Source organism: Planococcus sp. TJ-301 (assembly GCF_058268475.1).
In genome coordinates this window covers 1,586,728-1,608,975 of the sequence record NZ_JBZDOH010000001.1, presented here as the reverse complement: position 1 = coordinate 1,608,975, position 22,248 = coordinate 1,586,728, and the positions used below count along the sequence as shown (strand labels likewise).

Genomic DNA, 22,248 nt, shown 5'->3' with positions numbered 1-22,248 from the left:
TAGCCACACGTTTCACCATTTCGCGAAATGCTCCTCGACCGCGCCGAGGATTTGGGAGATTTTCAATTTCCGGCCGTCGGGGTAACGGACATAGCCATTGTAATAGCCGATCAATTGATGGATTTCTGACTTTACCAGCTTCAAGTCTGTCTTCGATTCGCGTTCGAAAAACGGCGTGAAGGTTAATTTAACGTCATCAGAGAATTTGGTTTGGATAAACCAAGGTTCTTTGTAGTTCTCGCTATTGTAATGGAAAAGGACGTCTTCGTGCAGTTTCGTCATCTTGCCGTCGACAAAAAAAGCGTTTTCGGTCATGCCGGTGCCATCTGTCCATTTGCCTCCGAAATTCAAGCCGATGGTTTTACCATCGGAGCGCTGCGAAGCCATTCCCCAATTCCATGAGGACTCACGCGGCCAGATGCCTCTGCCGTAATCGAGTACTGCAAAACTGTCCCCCGGATCAATTTCATAAGTCCGGTTGCCAAGCTTTATAGACCCGGTAGCAGGAAGGGACAGATGCTTGCCTGTGAATTGGAAAGTCTGGCGGTTCCGAGGGATAACTACATTAAGCGAATCGTGGTTTTCGGGATGGCGGATCAGCAAGGAAGCTTCCAGCGGCTCTCCATCGAATTCTTCGACCTCTACTAAAATGCGGGTTTCATTGTGCTCATATTCGAATTTTATATTCATCTCTTCATGGAGGAAGTGGCTTGTATCAAGAACTTGATTTGATAATTTAATTTGGCGGGTAAAAGGCATAATGACGGTTTTTTCATAAAAACGCTGCGTTTCGTAATTCAGGAAGTAGACAAAGCACACCGTCGAGTAATCCAAGTGGCAAATGGTAGCAGAAAACATCACTTCTTCGCCGAAAACACACCAGTAATTCCACTTTTTCTTCCGCATGAAATTGCCTCGAAGATTGCTGATTACCAGTGGCTGGCGTGCAAAACCTATCGCATTCGGATTTAATTGGCCTTTTGCATCACATAGCATGACATGTTCAGTAATTTCACGTTCCATATGTTGCATTGAATCCACCTCACCTTCAGCGATCATTGTAAATGGTAATTCCATTGTAGCAGAATTTTCACGAAATAACCGTCTTACAGGCACTGAAAAGCCCCGGATATCTTATATATCCGGGGCTTTCATTTAGTTCTGGGGCGGCTTTCTCCAAAGCAGAGCGATGGTTCCTTCGCCGGCATGTACAGCAAGAGATGAGCTTAGATCTCCAACCAGGATTTTAGCTTCCGGTACGATTTTAAGGATGTCCTGCTTGAGACTTTCGGCTTCGTCCAGGACGTTGCCGTGCATGATCTGGAACTTGTCAGTGCCGTATTTCTCGTGGTCTTCTTTTACACGGTCCAGGAGATACTGAATCGCTTTCTTATGCGAACGGACTTTGTCGATCGGGACCAATTCGCCTTCCGAGCTCAGTTGGACGATCGGCTTTACTTTCAGCAGGCTGCCAATATAGTATTGGGCTCCGCTCATGCGGCCGCCTTTATACAATTGGGACAGGTTGCCGATCAGGATGTAATTGCGCAGGTCATGGACTTCTTTTTGCAGAAGCTCGGCAATTTCCTCCGCCTCCATGCCTTGTTTTTGTAACTCAAGGCCGCGGTCGATCAAACCGGATAAACCATAAGACAATGCCAGCGAGTCGATCGCATAGACTTTAAAGCTGGTCATTTCTGCAGCGGCCGTGGACGATGCAATGGTGCCGCTCAGTTTAGCAGAAGCGTGGACGGCAATTGCGCATTCATATTCTTCTTTCAGCTTTTCATAGAGTTCCGCGAATTTACCAGCAGAAGGCTGGGATGTCTTCGGGAATTCAGCTGAGCTTTTGATGCGCGCATACAATTCTTTGTTCGTTAAATCGACGCCGTCATCGATGAATTCTTCGCGGCCGAAATGGATATTCAACGGCACCATATAAACGTCGGGATGAGCTTTGAATTCTTCGGTAACGAACCCTGTCGAGTCAAGGATCCAGGCAATGGGTTTTTTCATGGGTTGCAACATCCTATCTTAAAGTTTTTTGAATAAATAAACTATAACATGAATAGCTTTAAGGACATAGTATTATCTTGAAGTCGAGTGAATACGCTGTTTTAGGTATATGAAAACATTAGTGAATGGATAGTATTTATTATTTGTTGAACCGGATTTCGAAAGATTCTTTTATATCCGGAACGTGCTTGATGAGGATCAGAGCCATGGCAGCAAGGAGCGGCCAGAAGTCGGGAAGCTCGCTGAACCAGACCATCGAGACGGCATAAGCGAGAAAACTGAACAGCATTGTTAAGGTTGCGCTCTTGACGAAAGGCAGAAAGGCGGCGAACACTGCTGCCATCATCAGAAATAAAGTAGGTGTTAAAATCAGCGCAGCGCCGATGAAGGACGCAATGCCCTTGCCGCCCCGGCCTTTTAGCCAGACAGGGAAGAGGTGACCGCAGATGGCCGCGAGTGCCGCCACTGCAATTATCCATTTTTCAAAACCCAAATAATGGCCCAGCCAGATTACAATGCCGACTTTAGCCGCATCGCCTAGGAATGTCAGGAAAAAAGCGGTTTTACCGATAACAGCTCCTGCATTGCGTGCGCCTAAATTGCCGCTGAGTTCAGTTCGCAAGTCGACACCCTTCCACTTTCCAACCCACCAGGCTGTCAGAAGATTTCCGATTAAATACGATGCAATCCAATAGATGGCCATTTTTACCTCCCGGAAAAGATAGTTGGTTCAAAAAACATGGCAAAGCCAAAAAAATGGCCTTCCTGTTCATAAGGAAGGCCATGGTTTGATCTTACAGCTTTGCGGCTTCAAATAGGTAATCGCTGATGACGCGAAGACCTTTATCAAAGTTTTCAAGATGGAAATGTTCGTTTGGCGCATGGAAGTTTTCCGAAGACAAGCCGAAGCCCATCAATACGACCGGCAAGCCCATGACTTGGTCGAATACGGCAACAATCGGCACGGATCCACCCATGCGTGTAAAAGCGGTTTTGACGTTATAGACTTTTTCATAAGAACGGCCTGCTGCTTGGATAGCCGGGTGGTCGTATGGCGTCAGGAATGGCTGGCCTTTGTCGAATTCAGAAATTTTCACAGTGACGCCCGCTGGTTTATGTGCTTCAACGTGCGTCCGCAATTTTGCGACAATGTCATCCGGATCCTGGTTGGGTACAAGGCGGCAAGTGATTTTAGAACTCGCTTCGGCAGGCAGCACGGTTTTGATGCCCTCGCCGGAGAAGCCTCCAGTGATACCGTTGATTTCAAGTGTCGGACGAATCCAAGTGCGCTCAACGAACGAGTAGCCTTTTTCACCGAAATCTTCTGTAATGCCCAGGTCTTTCTTTTCTTGTTCCAAATCAAATTCAAGAGCGGCGAATTCAGCCCGTTCCGCGTCTGAGACTTCAATGACATCATCGTAAAAGCCTTCGACTTGGATGACCCCTTCTTTATCGCGGAACGATTGCAGGATCTCCACGATGGCATGCAGCGGATTTTGCACGGCGCCGCCGTAAAGTCCTGAATGCAAATCGCCTTTTGGCCCTTTGACATCAATTTGGATGCCGGCAAGACCGCGCAGCCCATAGCATACAGCCGGACGCCCGGGACCTTGCATGCCTGTATCGGAAATGACGATCAAGTCGGCCTTCAATTGCTCCAGGTTTTGTTCTACGTATTTCGGCAGGTTCGGGCTACCGATTTCCTCTTCGCCTTCGACGATGAATTTGATATTCACCGGCAATTCGCCATTCAGTTTAAGCAAGGCTTCGACCGCTTTGACGTGCATGAACGTTTGGCCTTTGTCGTCACTTGCGCCTCGCGCGAATAATTTATTGTCACGCACATGAGGGTCGAATGGCGGCGTCTCCCATAGATTCAGCGGATCCACAGGCTGGACGTCGTAATGGCCGTATACAAGAACAGTCGGCTTGCCTTCCGCATGGAGCCAGTCTGCGTAGACGACAGGATGGCCGTCAGTTTCGAAGATTTCGGCGTTTTCCAGCCCAGCTTCCTGCATCGACTTTTTCAACCATTCGGCGCCTTTGCGGACGTCGTCTTTGTGTTCTGACAGTGAGCTGACAGAAGGGATGCGCAAAAATGCCTTCAATTCTTCAAGATGCTGTTCACGGTAATCTTTAAAATATTGATCGATTTGTTGAGCGTTCATATTATCCCTCTATTCCATAAATTTTAATTATGGAAAAATTATAACATACAAGATGTGGTTTTCGACATTTGGAAAAAGGCTATGATATAATTGTTGCTACGGAAATAGCTCGTTTAAAAACGTGTTTCAAGACACTGGAGGAAATAAATTTGTTTATTGCATTAGGATTCTTTTTGGCGATGTCGTTCTTCTTCTCGGGAAGCGAAACGGCTTTGACAGCTGTAAATAGGATGAAGGTCCATCTTCGTGCTGAGCAGGGTGATGTCAAATCACAAAAGCTGCAAAAATTGATCGCGAAGCCGGACCGCATGATTACGACTCTTTTAATCGGAAACAACATTGCCAATATAATGCTGCCGACGCTTGTCACAACAATCGCTTTGACGAGAGGATGGGAAGTAGGTGTTGCGACGGCTATCCTGACTGTCGTGCTCATTATCTTCGGGGAAGTGCTGCCGAAAACAATTGCGGCAACATTCTCGGATAAAGTCGCGTATTTGGTATTCCCGGTTATTTCATTTCTCGTTGTCATCTTTAAGCCGCTGACATGGATTTTGGCGCAATTTACAAACATCTTTATCCGCATCATTTCGAAAGGGACCGTCAAAGAAGCGACGATGACCAAAGAGGAATTGCGGACGATGGTTGACATTGCTTCGACTGAAGGAACGTTTGAAGAAGATGAATCCGAGCGCATCAAAGGCGTGCTCGACTTCCCGCACAAAGATGTTTCTGACGTCATGTCGACCCACCGCACCGATACTGTCGGCATTTCGCTCGATTCGACTTATGAAGAAGTGCGCGATTTAATCCTCGATTCTTCGTATACGCGCTATCCGGTCTACGAAGAAAGCCTCGACAATATTGTCGGCCTGTTTTTATCGAAGAAATTGATCGAATGGTCGATGAACCCGAATCTGACGCTTGCTGAATTGATGGATGACAATCCATTATTCGTCGTGCAGTCGGTCAGTGTGGAAAAAGTCTTCAAGATGATGATGGCGAAGAAAAAGCATATGGCCGTCATACTTGATGAATACGGTGGGACGCTCGGCATCGTTACTCATGAAGACATCATCGAAGAAATGATCGGGCAGGACATTGAAGATGAAACGGATGAAGAAGAAGACGAACTGGTCTTCGAAATGACCGACACTCAGCTGACTTGCCACGGACGCCTGGAAATTGAGGATGTCAACGAAATGTTCCACGTGGACGTGCCGGGTGACCATGATACGATTGCCGGTTTTGTCATGCAGCAGCTTGGGCATGTACCGGAAGAAAGCGAAGAGTTCATTTACGAAAACCTTCACGTCAAAATTAATGAAATGGACCGCAATCGCATCATGCGATTGACGATTACGAAAAATGCAAATGAAGAAATGATGGCCAATTCACTATAAAGGCAGCGTAGAACCCTCGGCGAATCCGATAATTCGTCGGGGGTTCTTTTTTATTGCCCGAAAATAGGGATTCGCTGGGATTTATAGGCGAAGAAAGCCCGGTTTTCATGTGAATCGCGTGTATATTGTTTATTGTTTATTCCTAAAGGTAAAGAATAAAGGAGCTTAGTTTAACACACGGCTAAAAAATAGCGTCCATTAAAATGAAAGGGGAATAAGATGAAGAAAAGTTTGAAAATCGCAAGTGCATTTATAGGGATTGTAGTCGGTGCGGGTTTTGCATCCGGCCAGGAAATATTGCAATATTACACTAGTTTTGGCTATTGGGGGCTCGCGGGAGTTGCGCTTGCCACTGTGCTCTTCGGCTACTTGGGAAAAGTGCTGACCGGGCTTGGCAGCAGGTTGCAGACAGTGTCCCATGAAGAAGTGGTATACAAGATTGGCGGAAAAGTAATCGGGAGGATTATTGATTACACACTGATTCTCACGTTGTTCGGTATTCTGGTCGTTATGATTGCAGGAGCGGGATCGATTTTCTCGCAGCAGTTTGGATTAGCCCCAGCGTTCGGCCGGGCAGTAATGACGGTTTTGGTTATTCTCACAATCATGCTCAATGTTAAAAAAGTCATTACGATTATCGGCAGTGTCACGCCATTTCTTATTTTGATGGTTGTCGGGATAGCGGCTTACAGTTTGCTGACGATGGACGCCAGCTTTACTGAACTCGAGCCGGTCGCGAAAGAGCAATTGTCAGCTGCACCGAATTGGTTCATATCAGCGATCAATTACGTTTCATTGTCTATTGCACTGACGACTTCTATGGCGCTTGTGATGGGAGGCGCGGAAAAAAATTCTAAAGTTGCAGCACGCGGCGGGATGATTGGCGGCATCGTTTTCGGCGTATTGATATTGCTGAGCTATTTGGCTATTTTCTCGAAAGTGGACGTCGTCGGAGGTTCTGATTTGCCGATGCTGAGCTTGGCGGACAATATTTCACCATTTCTTGGCATTGTCATGGCCATCGTCATCTTCGCCATGATTTATAATACAGCTGTCAGCTTGCTGCTGTCATTCTCCGCGCGATTCACTGAAATGGGTACGAAACGCTTCAGAATTTTCGTGATTATTTCAGGAATCATCGCGTTCGGTTTGAGCTTTGTCGGCTTTACGCAATTGGTCAACTGGTTCTACCCGGTTGTCGGCTACTTGGGCTTGCTCCTTGTAGGTGCATTGATACTGGCGAATATCCGCAAAGTCGGTAAAGCAAAAGAACAATAATAATGTAAATGCAACAGAGGAAGCAGTGCTGCAGGCAATCCGATTACGGGAGGTCTGAGGCGCTGCTTTTTTGTGGTTGCGTGGGCATCTGTACTTTTCTTATTGTCGAGTTGCAGCGGCCAGATTCTCGGGTCATAAGCCAGCCTGGCTGTGCGGCTGAAAACACGCCGCTTCGCCAGTCTGTCTTATGCCGGTCGAATCCGAACGGCCGCTTCCACTTTTCTTTATTACAAATATGTAAGCGAAATGAAAGTGAATGCGATAGAGGGAAAGGTTGGGGTGCGGCACAATAAGGTTAACAAGAAAACACAGGAACCGGTAAGTAAACGGATGGAGGAAACGATCATGGAAAATGTTTACGCAGAATACAATCGCTATATCTATCATTTATGCCTGAAATTGACGCGCAACAAAGCCGAGGCGGAAGATTTGATGCAAGAGGTGTGGCTGAAAGTCGTTCGTTATGAATCATCGATCAAAGATGTCGACCACGTAAAAGCATGGCTAACGACGATCTGCATGAACACATTCCGTGACCGTTACCGCAAAAACGTGCGCCGCAGCAAGCATATGGTCCAACAGCCGGAAGGGCTCGACGTCTCCTTGCTGGATTTGATTCCATCTGACGCAGCAGGCACAGCGGAACTATTGGAACAGCAAGACGTTTCCGACATGATCCGCGGCAAGATATCGGAATTGGATTCAATTTACCGCACAACCATCCTTTACTTCTATGTACATCAATTATCGCTTATTGAAATTGCGGAAACGATGAAAGTGTCAATTGGCACCGTGAAATCCCGTTTGTTCCGCGGCAAACAGCGCTTAAAAGATATGCTGATGGAAGATGCTCGTACCCGCGAATACGTTGTAACAGCTTAAGTGCTATCTTTACGAACCCACCTATATAGGTGGGTTTTTTTTCCATAAAATTAATCCATTGTTTTCACTTCTTCTTGCTATAATGAAGAGGAGGGGGAGCGAATTATGAAGAAAAGAGTAACAGGGTGGAGCAAGCGCAGAAGAATCGTCTATACAATAGCAGGGGTACTGGCCATAATGTATTTGATTGTCATCATTTGGCATACATATAAACCGCTGCCTGAAGGAATTTCCTATGCAGGCGAATTGCGCAATGTAGAGAACGTGGAAATGCTGTATGACCTATCGTATGCCCAGGATAAAGAAGGTACGCAAACCGAGTATCATCTGGAAATATACGATGAGATTTTTACAATGATTGATGAAGCAGAAGAATTTATCGTCCTGGACCTTTTTCTTTTCGATAATTACAATGACCAAAAAATAGAATTTCCAGCCATATCTGAATTGCTGACAGAGCATTTATTGAAAAAGAAAGAAGCAAATCCGGATATGCCGATTTATTTTATCAGCGATCCCCTGAACACGGGTTACGGCTCTTATGAAAATCAATTTTTCGATACGATGGACAAGGCAGGAATCGAAATTATTATTACGGATTTGGATAAACTGCGCGACTCGATGCCGCTGTATTCAGGCTTTTACCGTGTCATTTTTCAGTGGTTCGATACGGGCGGCCGCGGCTGGGTGCCGAATGGCATGTCCAGTGACGCACCTGATTTATCCATTGCCTCTTATTTGACGATGCTGAACATCAAAGCGAATCACAGAAAAGTGGTTATTACAGAAAAAGAAGCCATCGTCAGCTCGGCAAATCCCCATAACGCCAGCGGCCTTCACGGCAATATGGCGTTCAAAGTAAGCGGCGAAATTATTAATGATCTCCTGGAAGCGGAAGAAGCCGTTTCGAAGTTTTCCGGTGGACCGGAATTTCCAAGAATCGACGCAGCCGAACAAACAGGAGAGTACCAAGCGCAGTATTTGACGGAAAAGAAAATCCAGGATGCCCTTCTAGCGGATATCGTAAAAGCGCAGGATGGGGATGCCATCAGGCTTGGCATGTTCTATATCGCGCAGGCAGAAGTGGTTGACGCATTGGAAAAGGCGGCAAAAAGAGGCGTCGATGTCAAGATGATCCTAGACCCGAACGAAAATGCCTTCGGTACGGAAAAAACCGGCCTTCCGAACCGGCCTGTGGTTAATGAGATTCTGGAAAACTCCGGCAATAAAGTGCAAGCGCGTTGGTACAATGCAGTTGTTGGCCAATATCACACGAAAACATTGATGATCAAAACTGCGGAAGAAACATATATCTATGGCGGTTCAGCCAATTACACCGAACGAACGCTGGATAATTACAATTTGGAAAGCGATATCCGGATCATTGCCCCGAACGACAGTGACATCACTGGGAAAGTAGATAGCTATTTCAATATGCTATGGGACAACGAAGACGCGCTGTATACGCTTGACGTTGAAGAATACCAGGATGACTTCACTTTCTGGCAGCGCGGTATTTACGCTTTCCAGAAAATATTCAAACTGACTACTTATTGAGTTAGGTATGCAGCGGCAATCGTCGAATAAAACAAAAAAGTGGACCTGAGAAAAATTTTTCTCGGGTCCACTTTTTATTTTTCTGAAACTTATAATGAATGTTTTCCTGCTTCAATCCATTCTTCCACATTCCAGACTTTCGTCGCAAGTCCTTCATAAAATTCAGGTTCGTGGCTTACCAGGACAATTGTGCCTTTATAGGCTTGCATTGCGCGTTTCAATTCAGCTTTGGCATCGATGTCCAAATGGTTTGTCGGTTCATCGAAAATGAGCCAATTGCTTTCTTCCATCATCAATTTGCACAAGCGGACTTTCGCTTGTTCGCCACCGCTCAATTGAGTCATCGAACGGGAAATGTGCTCGTTCTTCAAGCCAGTGCGGGCCAAAGCTCCGCGGACTTGCCCTTGTTCCATGCTTGGATAAGCAGCCCAGATTTCATCAAGCGGCGTATGGCTTGGTGCTTTTACTTCCTGCTCGAAATAGCTCGGCGTCAAATATTCGCCGCGGATCACATCGCCGTCAAGCGGTTTGATCTTGCCAAGCATCGTTTTCAGCAGCGTCGATTTCCCGACGCCGTTCATGCCGACCAAAGCGATTTTCTCACCGCGTTCGATCATGAATGTCAATGGCGGCAATAGGGCTTTGTCGTAGCCGATCGTCAAAGCTTCCGCTTCGACTACATAACGGCTTGGACTGCGCGTTTCTTTAAAAGAAAATTGCGGTTTCGCAGCAACTTCCGGCTTGTCAATGCGGTCAATGCGGTCTAATTGTTTCTGGCGTGATTTCGCACGTCCGGCTGAAGAGGCACGTGCCTTGTTTTTAGCAATGAACGTCTCGGTTTTCTTGATCATGTCGGCTTGTTTTTCATAAGCGTCCAAATGCTGTTTTTTCGCAAGGTCTGCAAGTTCAATGAATTTCTCGTAAGTGGCTGTGTAGCGAGACAGGCGAGAAAATTCCAAGTGGAAGATGACGTCTGTAACACTGCTCATGAATTCCGTATCATGCGAAATCAACAAAAACGCATGCGGGTAGTTTTTCAAATAATTGACGAGCCATTGAATATGTTCTTCGTCCAAATAGTTGGTTGGCTCATCCAGCAATAACACTTTCGGCTTTTCCAACAGCAATTTCGCGAGCAGCAATTTGGTCCGTTGTCCACCCGAAAGAGCTTCGACAGGGCGTTCCAGTCCGATAGCGTCAAGGCCAAGGCCGCGTGCAATTTCTTCGATTTTCACGTCAAGCGTATAGAAGTCGCCGGCATCCAAAGCATCCTGCACTTCCGCCATCTCTTCCAATAATTCTTCCAGGTTAGCATCAGGATCGCCCATTTGCATAGCGATGTCGTTCAATTCCGCTTCTTTGACATAAAGCGGCTTGAACGCATCCTGCATCGTTTCGCGGATTGTGCGCCCTGGGGTCAATTGTGTATGCTGATCCAAATAGCCGTAATGCGTTCTCGGCTGCCATTCGACACGGCCCTCATCGTGGATGATTTTGCCCGTCAAAATATTCATCATTGTCGATTTGCCGACGCCATTTGCGCCGACCAGGCCGACATGCTCGCCTTCAACCAAGCGGAACGACACATCGTTGAACAAGGTACGGTCACCGAATGTGTGACTAAGGTTTTCTACTGTTAATAAAGCCATTTAATAAATTCCTCCATTTTTTCAAACCTTTTAAGGTGATGCTAAACTCTTTGAATGCGGATGTGCCGAAAAAATCCAGTTGTGCCGAATCAGGCACAGGCGCTTGGCAAAGGCACCGGCATAAAAGATGTCAAAAAAAAATCGCGGTCTACAATTCCGCGAGTTGTTTGTTCAATTCCGCAAGGTTTTGCTCCATGTTCGCTAAACGCTGTTCCGCTTTTTCCACCATTTGATGATGCCCGGTCGTTTCCAGCTTCTCAATGTCGCCTTGGTGGCGCACATAATCCATCTTCAATTCAGCGATTGCATATTCCAATTCTTCTCTAGTCAAAGAAATCCATCCTTAGTTTTTCCTTATTGTATCACAAATCCACAAAATTTAAATCCTTAAGCATCGGGCTTGTGCTTTTAAAAATTGGGGTATAACCGATATAATAGGCAATACTTCAGGAAGGAGGGCGCATGACATTAATAGTTTGTTGTTCGATTTGATGCTTATCATTTTTCTTGGGGTGTTCTCCCAATGGATTGCCTGGCGCTTGCAGCTGCCAGCAATTGTCTTAATGTCGATCGCCGGCCTCTTAGCAGGTCCGCTGCTGGGTATCATCAGCCCGGCTACAAGTTTTGGCGACTTATTCAATCCATTTATTTCATTGGCGGTAGCCATTATCCTGTTTGAAGGCAGTTTGAACCTGAACTTCAAAGAAATAAGGGGATTCAGTAAGCCGGTAGGGCGGATTGTAACCATTGGCGCATTAATCGCCTGGATTGCAGGATCGCTTGCCGCCCATTATATGGCGGGCTTGTCGTGGGCTGTGGCGTTCGTCATCGGCGGATTGTTCATTGTCACGGGCCCAACGGTGATTTTGCCGATGCTCCGGCAGGCGAAGCTGAACGCGCGTCCTGCCGCCATCCTGAAATGGGAAGGCATTGTCGTCGATCCGTTTGGCGCATTGCTTGCGCTGTTCGCATTTCAGTTTGTGCTGTTCGCGATAGGCGATGAAACCGCTGCGGCGTTCGGATTGTTTTTCCTGGCCTCGCTGTTTGCTGTCATTCTTGGCGTCGGCGCCGGATTCGGCATGGGCCGGATGTTCGAAAAAGGGCAAGTGCCTGAATTCCTCAAATCGCCTATGGTCTTTGGCGTCGTGCTGCTGACATTCGTCGTCTCGGATTTGATCATGCACGAAACCGGATTGCTTGCCGTCACAGCGATGGGGATGACGATGGCCAATATGAACATCACGTCCATCAATGATATGCGCCATTTCAAAGAAAACATCTCCGTGCTGCTCATCTCGAGTATATTCGTCATGCTGACAGCATCGCTCAGCCTGGATGTGCTGCTGGAAATCTTTAATTGGCGCATCATCGCATTCGTCTTGACGACGCTGTTCATCGTGCGGCCGCTGTCGATTTGGCTGTCGACAATCGGCACCGACCTGAGCTGGCAGGAGAAAACCTTGATCGGCTGGATTGCGCCCCGCGGCATTGTCGCATTAACGGTGTCGGGTTATTTCGCCAGCACCTTACTTGAAGCCGGGTTCGAAGATGCAGAATTATTGACCGCGCTGACGTTCGCGCTGGTGTTTTCGACCGTTATCGCGCACGGCTTCACAATCGGTTGGCTCGGGCGAAAACTGGACTTGGCCTCGTCCGAAGCTCCAGGTGTACTAATCGTCGGAGGCAGCCGCTTCACCACCAGCCTCGGCAAGGTGCTTAAGGAAATAAATCAAAAAGTGCTCATCATGGATCCGTCATGGGGCCGTCTGCAGCAGGCTCGACAAGCGGGATTGCCTAACTTCACCGGCGAAATCCTGTCTGAACACACCGATTACGAAATCGATTTGACGCCTTATGAAATGATGGTCGTTGCGACCGAAACGGATTCGTATAACGCGCTGGTCGTCAATAATTACGTCCCTGAGATGGGACGATTGAACCTTTACCAGACCGCCATCCACACGGGCGATCCAGCTGATTTCCATGCATCATTGAGTGGACGGACGCTGTTCGGCAACGAATGGAATATCCATGAACTCGATCTCAAAGCTGAACAGGGGTATGCAATGCGCAAGACGCAAATCACCGGACAGTTTACGTATGAAGAATTTAAGGAACGGTCGATTGAAGGCACGATTCCGCTGTTCATCAAGCGCGTGCAAGGAAAACTTGAATTTATTACCGCGGATTCCGGACTGGAGCCAAAAGAAGGCGACACCCTCGTCAGCTTTTCTCCGCCAGAGCACCAGGAAATCCGTGTCCAAGGCAAACTGGAATCGAATCGCAGCCGCATCGAATCTCAGTCTAAAGAATGAAATCTTCTATAGGAAAGTTTTTAGATGCGTATAATGAAACCGGGTTTGCTATCATGAAGTGAGGTCGATTGATTAGTTACTACTAGAAGGGCGGCGCGGCCGCCTGGCATATACGTATTTGAGGAGGATTCAACGATGAAAATTTTATTGGTGGACGGTACGATTATTGGAAGAAAAACAGGGGCAATCCTGGAGCAGGTGAAATTGTATATCGAGGAGACCAATCCCGAAATGACTTTGGAAATCATGAATCTCAGTGATTTCGAGCATCAATTCGTTGATGGCCGCCCGCTTGGCGATTACAACGAAGACATGCAGGAGATGGTGCGCCGCTTTGCACAGGCGGACGGCTACATCATCGCGACGCCGATTTTCCAGGGCTCGATTCCAGGCGTCTTGAAAAACGCTTTCGATATGCTGCATCCGCGCACGATGCGCTACAAGCCGGTATCGATCGTCGCGAACGGAGGCACGTACCAGCATCACCTGGTCATCGAGAACCAGCTGAAGCCGATACTCGATTATTTCCGTTGCCTTGTCACGCCGAACTACGTCTACACGCATACGAGCCATTTCGACGAAACCAACTCCATCATCAACGAAGATGTGCATGACCGTTTGCGCGAGTTGGCGCGTGTGTTTGCAGAATACGCGAAGATGAGCACACATTTATCAAAGGAAACGATTGATAATCCATAAGCAAAAGTGAAAAAACCTCCCGCGGGAGGTTTTTTTGTTTGTATAGGGCTTGGTTTGGAATTTTTTTCTATAATCTGAATGTTTTATTCCATCAAACGTATTTACTTCCTCTGAGTGCTGAAATACTTTCCATTGCCGGCTAAATACTTTCTCTAACCTTTCAAATACTTTCTGTTGGAGGGGAAATACTTTCCAAGGCGCAAACTTCTTCGGGAATGAAATATACCCGATCCTTATAACTTCCCTGAAAAGGCATTTGCGCCGATTTTAATAATTTTGAAGAGGTAGCAACGGAACCGATACCAGTAAAATCACGGAACTCTCTGTTTGTGATAGTCAGTCCGATTAAATGGCGATATTGCGCCAAAGCGCTGAGGTGGCAATTAGCATCTGCATAAAAGCATCTGCTGCAACGCCATTTTTTCCGTGAATAAACTAAGATGTGATTCTCGCATTGGGGACAAATCACGCCTTTTTGAAAAGAAGCTGGCAATACGGGCATCGCCAATGATTTATGAGAGTGAAGACGGAGTATCTGAGTAGCGAGTTTCTTTGTCGAAGTTTTGGATAAGGCATCCTCATTGTGGACCGACAACAATTGATCCAGCAAATATGGCAAACCGGAAGATTGGAGAAGGATTCGGTTGTCAGCTTTTGAAGCGATGATGGCAGAAGGATAAGCGAAAATGATGGCGCCAATCACAGGCAACGCAATTTTGCGCTCTTCAAGAAACTGCGCCATCCATTTTTCATGTCGCCGGATCTGGTCGTCCGGATTGCGCATGCCATCGATGCTGCCATCTTTATTGGTTCGCGAAAATTGACGGGTCTGAGAATCGAAATTCAATACTCCTGAAATGCTTTTGATTTCGAGTATCAAAATAAAGCGGCTCGTCACTAATACCGTGTCTATCTGATGAGAAGATTTGGGTTTCTGGAAAAACAAATCATGGATAAAAAAGTGGGGAATGGGAATGTCAATTTCATGCCACAACGAGTCTACGCGCTGTTCTCCGTGGTATCCGGCGCTGATGCGGCGAAGTTTTTCTGTCCAATGGGGAAATTGGGGGTGAGTATGAGGGATCCGTTTTAATAAACTCGCCAACTGGAAGATGTCTGGCGGTGGGGTGCGGTGTTTTAAGATCAAAGCATCAACTCCTTTATCGTTCTAATTTGAATATATCCCAAGGGCGATCTTGCCGCAAGAAGCTGTGGGATTTTATTTCCATTAAAAGGTTTTACTTCCCTTGAAGAGCAAAATACTTTCCGTTCGGAACAAAATACTTCCTCACAATCCGCAAATACTGTCCAACCCCCGCGACAACCCACCAAAACCGGAAGATGTTATAATAAACGCTATAGAAATGAGGGTGAAGGAAATATGAAATCAGTCATACTTGCAGAAAAGCCATCGGTGGCGCGCGATATTGCACGCGTGCTGGGATGCGCTCAAAAAGGCAACGGTTATTTGGAAGGCAAGCAGTATATTGTGACTTGGGCGCTCGGGCATTTGGTGACGCAAGCGCAGCCGGAACAATACGACAACGACTTCAAAGAATGGAAGATGGAAAGTCTGCCGATTATCCCGCAGCCATTCAAGCTGGTGCCTATTAAACAATCAATGAAGCAATACAACGCGGTGAAAGCGCAACTAGCGAGAGGCGATGTCAATGAAGTCATCATTGCGACCGATGCGGGGCGCGAAGGCGAGCTCGTGGCGCGCTGGATCCTGGAGAAGACGAAAACGAACAAGCCGGTCAAGCGTTTGTGGATTTCGTCGGTCACCGACAAAGCGATCACCGACGGCTTCAACAACCTGAAAGACGGCAAAGCGTACGAAAACCTCTTTCAGGCGGCAGTTGCACGCGCAGAAGCTGACTGGGTGGTCGGCATCAACGCGACGCGCGCATTGACGGTGAAATACAATGCGCAATTATCGACGGGACGCGTGCAAACGCCAACGCTTGCGATGATCGCCGAACGGGAACAGCAGATCCGCAGCTTCCAGCCGAAGCCGTATTACGGGCTGCAGGCTGTCGCTGAACAGGCAGCGTTTACGTGGACGGACGGCAAGTCGCCTCAGTCGTTCGACAAAGATAAAATCCAAGGGCTGTTCAATAAACTGGAACATACGCACGAAGGCGTCGTCACGGACATCAAAGTGACGCCGAAGAAACAGCCGGCTCCGCCTTTATTCGACTTGACGGAATTGCAGAAAGAGGCCTATAAGCGGTATAGCTGGTCGGCGAAAGAGACGCTGAACACGCTGCAGAATTTATACGAGCGCTACAAAATCGTCACGTACCCGCGGACGGATTCGAAGCATTTGACGTCCGACATGAAAGACACACTGATAGATCGCGTCAAAGCCGTGCAGACTGGGCCTTATCGCGCGCTTGCAGCGACGATCCTCAAATCGCCAGTGGCTCCGCAAAAAGGTGTCATCGATGACAGCAAAGTGAGCGATCACCACGCCATCATCCCGACCGAGGAAACGCCGCAGATGCACAACCTTTCCGACAAAGAGCATAAGTTATACGACATGATTGCCAAGCGCTTTCTTGCCGTTTTTTACCCGATGTACGAATACGACCAGACGACGGTGACAATTGAAGCGGGCGGCGAGACGTTCCAGACGAAAGGCAATACGATCCGCAATGAAGGCTGGAAACGTGTTTATTCCGATGACGAGGAAGACGGCGATACGTCGCTGCCGCCATTTGAAAGGGGACAGAAGCTTCCCATCAAAGGCGTTGCGCTGACGGAAGGCAAAACGAAGCCGCCGGCATTTTTCAATGAAGGAACGCTGCTCGGCGCGATGGAAAACCCGTCGCAGTTCATGGCAGGCGAATCGAAAGAATTGATCCAGACGCTTGGCGAAACAGGTGGACTCGGAACCGTGGCGACGCGTGCGGACGTCATCGATAAATTATTCAATACGTTCTTGATTGAAAAGAAGGGCAAAGATCTGACCATCACTTCGAAAGGGCGCCAGTTGCTGGAACTCGTGCCGGAAGATCTGAAGTCGCCGAAACTGACAGCGAACTGGGAGCAGCAGCTGACGAAAATCGCGAAAGGCGAGCTGAAGAAAGAAGAATTTATGAAAGAAATGATTCAATTTGCTGAGAAATCGGTATCGGACATCAAGAAGAGCGACCAAAAATTCAAACACGACAACATCACCGGCAAGACGTGCCCCGACTGCGGCAAGCCGCTGCTTGAAGTCAACGGCAAGCGCGGCAAGATGAACGTATGCCAAGACCGCGAATGCGGCTACAAAAAACAAGTGGCGATGCAGACGAACGCACGCTGCCCGAACTGCCATAAAAAGCTGGAAATGCAAGGCGAAGGTGACGGCAAAATTTTCGTCTGCAAATGCGGGCACCGGGAAAAGCTGTCGGCATTCGAAAAGCGCCGCAACAGCAACCAGTCCAAAGCGAACAAAAAAGATGTCAATAAATTCATGAACCAGCAAGACGAAGCGCCAGCCAATACGGCCATGGCGGATGCGTTGAAGAAATTATTGGGGCAGAATGATTAATTTCCACTCCCTTTAATGATATGCTTAGACAAAATGAGCATGCGAGGTGCAGTCCATGGCGAAGAAAGTCGCGAAAACTAACGCGGCGCGCATTCTCGATAAAGAGAACGTGGCGCATGAAGTTCTCCAATACGATCCGCAGGACGGCAAGATCGACGGCGTTTCGGTTGCGGTGAAAATCGGCTATCCGGTTGAAACAGTTTATAAAACGCTTGTCGCTGCCGGAAGCTCGAAGCAGCATTATGTCTTTATCATCCCGGTAGCAAAAGAACTCGACTTGAAAGCCGCAGCGAAAGCCGCCGGCGAAAAGAAAATCGAGATGGTGCCGGTGAAAGAAATCCTCCATTTGACGGGATATATCCGCGGCGGCTGTTCGCCGCTAGGTATGAAAAAGCCCTTTCCGTCATTTCTTGCCCGGCAAGCCGAGAACTTGGACGAAATCATCGTCTCTGCCGGCAAGATCGGCATGCAGTTGAAGCTGTCGCCTGATGATTTGATGAAAACCATGAACGGCCAATACGCCGACGTAACAATGGCGGGCTGATTAGAAAGCCCATCCATTCTTTTGAGTGGGTGGGCTCTCACTATGCAAATGCAAAAGAAAGAAGGGTCAGAATGGGACGTGCATTATTTTACCGCTGGCTGTTTTTTATTAGCGGACTGATTGTTTTGGCACTGGGCTTTACAATGGTCATCAAAGCGGACCGGCTCGGAATTGGGCCATGGGACGTACTGAACGTCGGCTTATTTAAAAATTTCGGGCTGACAATCGGCACGTGGGCGATTTTGGTCGGTTTGGCCGTCATTGTTTCGACAGTGGTGTTCACCCGCAAAATTCCGCAAATCGGTACGTTTTTGAACATGCTGCTGATTGGCGTCTTCATTGACGTCTTCAACTGGATGATTCCGGAGATTGAAACGCTTGCGGGCCAAACAGCAATGTTCGTGATTGGTCTGGTGATCGCGGGTTACGGCGTCGGCATATACGTGGCGCCGCGCATCGGAGCAGGACCGCGCGACAGCCTGATGCTGCTGCTTGTAGAAAAAACGGGTCTCAGCATCAGCATAATCCGGACGACGATGGAAGTGTCTGTCGCATTTATCGGCTGGCTGCTTGGGGGCCCTGTTGGAATCGGCACGATTGCCGTCGCAGTGTTCACCGGCAAAATCGTCCAGATCTCGCTGCCGCAATTCGAGCGCCTCTTGAAAAGAATCATCGAAAAAGGTACAGACGTCCCACCCATTTTGAAAATGTGAAACCGAGTGCAGGGAAGTTGAATCCCTGCATTTTTTATGTTATAAATAAAACCAAGTAATTCAATAGGCATTATAATGATTAAAAGGATGCCAATGTCTGCCAGCGCTATTCCGCACTAGCAAAAAGAATACTATTATCACTAAAAGGGGTTAATTTTATGGGACGCGAGTTCGTAGAGATTTTCGATGAATGGGTGCACACTTATGACGAATCAGTTGAAGGAAAAGATAAAGAATACGAAGACGTTTTCAAGCATTACGACGGCATCCTGCGGGCGACAGCCGATGTGGCAATCGGCCCGGTCGTGGAGTTCGGCGTCGGCACAGGAAATTTAACGCAGAAACTGCTTGAGCGCGGTATGCACGTGACTGGCATTGAACCGAACGCCGCGATGCGCGAAGCCACTTCGCAAAAGCTGCCGGAACTTCCGCTGTTCGACGGCGATTTTCTGGACTTCCCTTTGACGGGAGAAGTGAAGACTTTCACCAGCTCTTACGCATTTCACCATTTGACGGATGCGGAAAAAGCGCAGGCGTTCAAACTTTATGCACAGAAATTGCCGGCAGGCGGAAAAGTCGTTTTTGCTGACACTGTGTTCGAATCTGCTGAAAAAAAACAGCAAAAAATTGAATTTGAACAAGCGCGGGCTTATGCTAATCTAGTAGAAGATCTGCAGCGCGAGTATTACACCACGCTGCCTGTACTCAGAGAATTAATCGAAGATGCCGGTTTCACAGTGGAATTCACACAGTTGAACAGCTATGTGTGGTTGATCGACGCGACAAAGAAAAGCGAAGACGGCCGCTAAGCTCCGTCACAAAATCACCATACCCAAAGGAGACGATTTCATGAAAAAGATGAATGTTGAAAGCTTTAATTTGGACCATACAAAAGTAGTTGCGCCTTACGTGCGTTTAGCAGGAGAGAAAACAGGGGCAAACGGCGATGTCATCCGTAAATACGATATCCGCTTCAAGCAGCCGAACAAAGAGCATATGGAAATGCCTGGCCTGCATTCCTTGGAACACATGATGGCGGAACATAGCCGCAACCATTCAGAACAGATCATCGACATCGGACCGATGGGCTGCCAGACCGGATTTTATTTGTCGGTCATCAACCATGACGATTTCGATGACATTTTGGTCATTTTGGAAAACACGTTGAATGACGTGATCGAAGCAGACGAAGTACCGGCTTGCAATGAAGTCCAATGCGGCTGGGCTGCGAGCCATAGCTTGGAAGGCGCGAAAGAATTAGCGCGTGAAATGCTTGCAAAAAAAGACGAATGGCGTCACGTGTTCGTCGAAGAAACGGTATAAGGGGAATTGACATGAAATTTGCGTCCAGCATACAGCAATTGATCGGCAACACACCTTTATTGGAATTGACGCATATCGAGATTCCGAACAACTGCCGGATTTTTGCCAAGCTTGAATTTTTCAACCCGGGCGGCAGCGTCAAAGACCGCCTGGGTGTTTCTTTGATTGAAGATGCCGAAAGCCGCGGGCTGCTGAAGCCAGGGGGCACGATTGTCGAACCGACTGCCGGAAATACCGGGATTGGTCTGGCTATCGCAGCAATCGGCAAAGGCTACCAAGTGAAATTCGTTGTACCGGAAAAATTCAGCCAGGAAAAGCAGAGCTTGATGCGCGCGCTTGGAGCAGAAGTCATCAACACGCCGACTTCAGAAGGCATAAAAGGCGCGATTGCAAAAGCTGAAAAACTTGTCGAAGAACTCGGTGCCTTTTCGCCTTCGCAATTCTCCAACCCGGCAAACCCGGAAACCTATGTCCGTACATTGGGACCTGAATTATGGGAAGCGCTGGATGGCGCCATCGATGTCTTTGTTGCGGGCGCGGGTTCAGGCGGCACATTCATGGGAACATCGCGTTTCTTGAAAGCAAAAAATAAAAAAATTAAAACCGTTATTGTTGAACCGGAAGGCTCGATACTTCAGGGGGTGCCAGGTCCGCATTTGACGGAAGGCATCGGCATGGAGATCTTGCCTGCTTATATGGATGAAACTTATTTTGACGCAATCCACACCATCATGGATAAGGATGCGTTTGCAGCAGTAAAGGAATTGGCGCTAAAAGAAGGGCTGCTCGTCGGCAGTTCTTCGGGAGCCGCCTTTCAGGCAGCTTTGAAAGAAGCCGCTGCAGCGGAGCCTGGAAGCCATATCGTTACGGTGTTCGCGGATTCAAGCGAGCGCTACATGAGCCAGAACATCTACGGAAGAACTTTTGAGGAGGATCATACATGAAACCGAAAACAAGATTGATTCACGGCGGTATTTTTGGAGATGAGGCGACAGGTGCCGTATCAACTCCGATTTACCAAGTGAGCACATACAAGCAAGAAGCAGTCGGCAAATTCAAAGGCTACGAGTATTCCCGCACCGGTAACCCTACGCGGCACGCTCTCGAAGAATTGATTGCGGATGTCGAATACGGTCACGCTGGATTTGCGTTTGCTTCAGGCATGGCGGCAATTTCTTCCGTTATGATGCTGTTTTCAGCGGGTGATCATGTTATTTTGACAGATGATGTCTACGGCGGCACTTACCGGGTCGTCAATAAAGTCTTGAACCGCTTCGGCCTTGAATTCACGTTTGTCGACACGGGAGATTTAGCTGCAGTAGAAGCAGCAGTACAAGAAAACACGAAAGCGATTTTCATTGAAACGCCGACAAATCCGCTGTTGAAAGTAACGGATATCGAAGCGGTTTCCGCGTTCGCGAAAGCGAAAGGCATGCTGACGATTGTCGATAACACATTCATGACGCCGTATTTACAGAACCCAATCCCATTGGGCGCAGATATCGTCCTGCACAGCGCGACGAAATACATTGGTGGACACAGCGATGTTGTGGCCGGACTGGTTGTCGTGAATACAGCTGAACTGGCGGAAGAAATGCATTTTGTCCAGAATTCAATCGGTGCGATTTTAGGGCCTCAGGATTCATGGTTATTGATCCGTGGCTTGAAAACTTTAGGCATCCGTATGGAAGAGACTGGCACGAACGCACAGCAGATTGCGGAGTTTCTCGATGGCCACGAAGCGGTTGGGAAAGTCATTTATCCTGGCTTGCCTGCACACAGTGGACACGAATTGATGAAGAAACAGTCAGCTGGTTTTGGCGGCATGATTTCGTTTGATGTCGGCAGCCGTGAAAAAGCGGGTGAATTGCTTGCGAAACTGAAATACTTCACGCTCGCCGAAAGCTTAGGCGCAGTCGAGAGCCTGATTTCGGTGCCTGCACAGATGACGCATGCTTCCATTCCAGCGGAACGCCGCGCGGAACTCGGCATTGGCGACGGGCTGGTGCGCATTTCTGTCGGAATAGAAGACGTAGAAGATTTAATAGAAGATTTAACTGAAGCTTTAAGCTGAGGTACAACCGCCCATGAGGCGGTTTTTTCATGCGGAAAAATCACTAATTTACTATTAATATCAATTTTATTTTTACTTTGGTAAAT

20 protein-coding genes are annotated in these 22,248 nt (G+C 47.8%); 13 read left to right on the top strand and 7 right to left on the bottom strand.

Going from position 1 to position 22,248, the window contains the following annotated elements; all coding sequences use genetic code 11:
- Positions 1-12 precede the first annotated feature (12 nt).
- The 4 genes from AC4EHJ_RS07925 to AC4EHJ_RS07910 all read right to left on the bottom strand — a co-directional run bounded on the left by AC4EHJ_RS07925 (position 13) and on the right by AC4EHJ_RS07910 (position 4,184).
- Positions 13-1,032 carry a DUF2804 domain-containing protein gene (locus tag AC4EHJ_RS07925; RefSeq protein WP_490975017.1) on the bottom strand — a complete coding sequence of 340 codons (1,020 nt, stop codon included), beginning with the start codon at positions 1,030-1,032 and terminating at the stop codon, positions 13-15.
- Positions 1,033-1,155: 123 nt separating this feature from the next.
- Positions 1,156-2,016: a DegV family protein gene (locus tag AC4EHJ_RS07920; RefSeq protein WP_490975016.1), complete on the bottom strand. Its 861-nt coding sequence runs from the start codon at positions 2,014-2,016 to the stop codon at positions 1,156-1,158.
- Positions 2,017-2,155: 139 nt separating this feature from the next.
- On the bottom strand, positions 2,156-2,719 hold the full coding sequence (locus AC4EHJ_RS07915) for a glycerol-3-phosphate acyltransferase (RefSeq protein ID WP_490975015.1): 564 nt from the start codon (positions 2,717-2,719) through the stop codon (positions 2,156-2,158).
- Positions 2,720-2,810: 91 nt separating this feature from the next.
- A complete protein-coding gene (locus tag AC4EHJ_RS07910) occupies positions 2,811-4,184 on the bottom strand; it encodes a dipeptidase (RefSeq protein ID WP_490975014.1) in 1,374 nt (457 codons plus the stop codon).
- Positions 4,185-4,333: 149 nt separating this feature from the next.
- Here AC4EHJ_RS07910 and AC4EHJ_RS07905 point away from each other — a divergent pair, with 149 nt between their 5' ends.
- The 4 genes from AC4EHJ_RS07905 to AC4EHJ_RS07890 all read left to right on the top strand — a co-directional run bounded on the left by AC4EHJ_RS07905 (position 4,334) and on the right by AC4EHJ_RS07890 (position 9,304).
- A complete protein-coding gene (locus tag AC4EHJ_RS07905; protein ID WP_490975013.1) occupies positions 4,334-5,587 on the top strand; it encodes a hemolysin family protein in 1,254 nt (417 codons plus the stop codon).
- Positions 5,588-5,806: 219 nt separating this feature from the next.
- Positions 5,807-6,865 carry a YkvI family membrane protein gene (locus AC4EHJ_RS07900; protein WP_490975012.1) on the top strand — a complete coding sequence of 353 codons (1,059 nt, stop codon included), beginning with the start codon at positions 5,807-5,809 and terminating at the stop codon, positions 6,863-6,865.
- A gap of 345 nt (positions 6,866-7,210) precedes the next feature.
- Positions 7,211-7,747 carry an RNA polymerase sigma factor gene (locus tag AC4EHJ_RS07895; RefSeq protein WP_490975011.1) on the top strand — a complete coding sequence of 179 codons (537 nt, stop codon included), beginning with the start codon at positions 7,211-7,213 and terminating at the stop codon, positions 7,745-7,747.
- A gap of 102 nt (positions 7,748-7,849) precedes the next feature.
- Positions 7,850-9,304 (top strand): phospholipase D-like domain-containing protein, encoded by a 1,455-nt coding sequence (locus AC4EHJ_RS07890; protein WP_490975635.1) that lies wholly within the window; start codon positions 7,850-7,852, stop codon positions 9,302-9,304.
- Between the two features lie 89 nt (positions 9,305-9,393).
- Here the strand turns inward: AC4EHJ_RS07890 and AC4EHJ_RS07885 are convergent, their stop codons facing one another.
- Entirely contained in the window at positions 9,394-10,953 is a 1,560-nt protein-coding gene (locus AC4EHJ_RS07885) for an ABC-F family ATP-binding cassette domain-containing protein (protein WP_490975010.1), read from the bottom strand.
- Between the two features lie 148 nt (positions 10,954-11,101).
- Complete coding sequence (locus tag AC4EHJ_RS07880; protein ID WP_490975009.1) at positions 11,102-11,284, bottom strand: SE1832 family protein; 183 nt, start codon at positions 11,282-11,284, stop codon at positions 11,102-11,104.
- A 160-nt stretch (positions 11,285-11,444) separates the two neighbouring features.
- On the opposite strand from AC4EHJ_RS07880, the gene AC4EHJ_RS07875 reads away from it, so the two are divergent.
- Both AC4EHJ_RS07875 and AC4EHJ_RS07870 read left to right on the top strand, forming a co-directional pair.
- A complete protein-coding gene (locus AC4EHJ_RS07875; protein WP_490975008.1) occupies positions 11,445-13,268 on the top strand; it encodes a cation:proton antiporter in 1,824 nt (607 codons plus the stop codon).
- A 135-nt stretch (positions 13,269-13,403) separates the two neighbouring features.
- The gene (locus AC4EHJ_RS07870; protein WP_490975007.1) at positions 13,404-13,967 is read left to right on the top strand and encodes an NADPH-dependent FMN reductase; all 564 of its coding nucleotides are present in this window, start codon (positions 13,404-13,406) and stop codon (positions 13,965-13,967) included.
- 160 nt (positions 13,968-14,127) lie between these two features.
- On the opposite strand, the gene AC4EHJ_RS07865 is transcribed toward AC4EHJ_RS07870, so the two are convergent.
- Complete coding sequence (locus tag AC4EHJ_RS07865; protein ID WP_490975006.1) at positions 14,128-15,114, bottom strand: nuclease-related domain-containing protein; 987 nt, start codon at positions 15,112-15,114, stop codon at positions 14,128-14,130.
- A 234-nt stretch (positions 15,115-15,348) separates the two neighbouring features.
- Here AC4EHJ_RS07865 and AC4EHJ_RS07860 point away from each other — a divergent pair, with 234 nt between their 5' ends.
- The 7 genes from AC4EHJ_RS07860 to AC4EHJ_RS07830 all read left to right on the top strand — a co-directional run bounded on the left by AC4EHJ_RS07860 (position 15,349) and on the right by AC4EHJ_RS07830 (position 22,162).
- Complete coding sequence (locus AC4EHJ_RS07860) at positions 15,349-17,508, top strand: DNA topoisomerase III (RefSeq protein ID WP_490975005.1); 2,160 nt, start codon at positions 15,349-15,351, stop codon at positions 17,506-17,508.
- Between the two features lie 55 nt (positions 17,509-17,563).
- Entirely contained in the window at positions 17,564-18,052 is a 489-nt protein-coding gene (gene ybaK / locus AC4EHJ_RS07855) for a Cys-tRNA(Pro) deacylase (protein WP_490975004.1), read from the top strand.
- A 71-nt stretch (positions 18,053-18,123) separates the two neighbouring features.
- Positions 18,124-18,765, top strand: coding sequence for a YczE/YyaS/YitT family protein (locus AC4EHJ_RS07850; RefSeq protein ID WP_490975003.1), 642 nt, complete (start codon positions 18,124-18,126; stop codon positions 18,763-18,765).
- A gap of 158 nt (positions 18,766-18,923) precedes the next feature.
- On the top strand, positions 18,924-19,574 hold the full coding sequence (locus AC4EHJ_RS07845) for a class I SAM-dependent DNA methyltransferase (RefSeq protein WP_490975002.1): 651 nt from the start codon (positions 18,924-18,926) through the stop codon (positions 19,572-19,574).
- Positions 19,575-19,614: 40 nt separating this feature from the next.
- Positions 19,615-20,088, top strand: coding sequence for an S-ribosylhomocysteine lyase (locus AC4EHJ_RS07840; protein WP_490975001.1), 474 nt, complete (start codon positions 19,615-19,617; stop codon positions 20,086-20,088).
- Between the two features lie 11 nt (positions 20,089-20,099).
- A complete protein-coding gene (locus AC4EHJ_RS07835; protein ID WP_490975000.1) occupies positions 20,100-21,032 on the top strand; it encodes a PLP-dependent cysteine synthase family protein in 933 nt (310 codons plus the stop codon).
- Positions 21,029-22,162, top strand: a complete 1,134-nt coding sequence (locus AC4EHJ_RS07830; protein WP_490974999.1) for a bifunctional cystathionine gamma-lyase/homocysteine desulfhydrase — start codon at positions 21,029-21,031, stop codon at positions 22,160-22,162. The genes AC4EHJ_RS07835 and AC4EHJ_RS07830 overlap by 4 nt, the downstream gene beginning before the upstream one ends.
- The last annotated feature ends 86 nt before the right edge of the window (positions 22,163-22,248 follow it).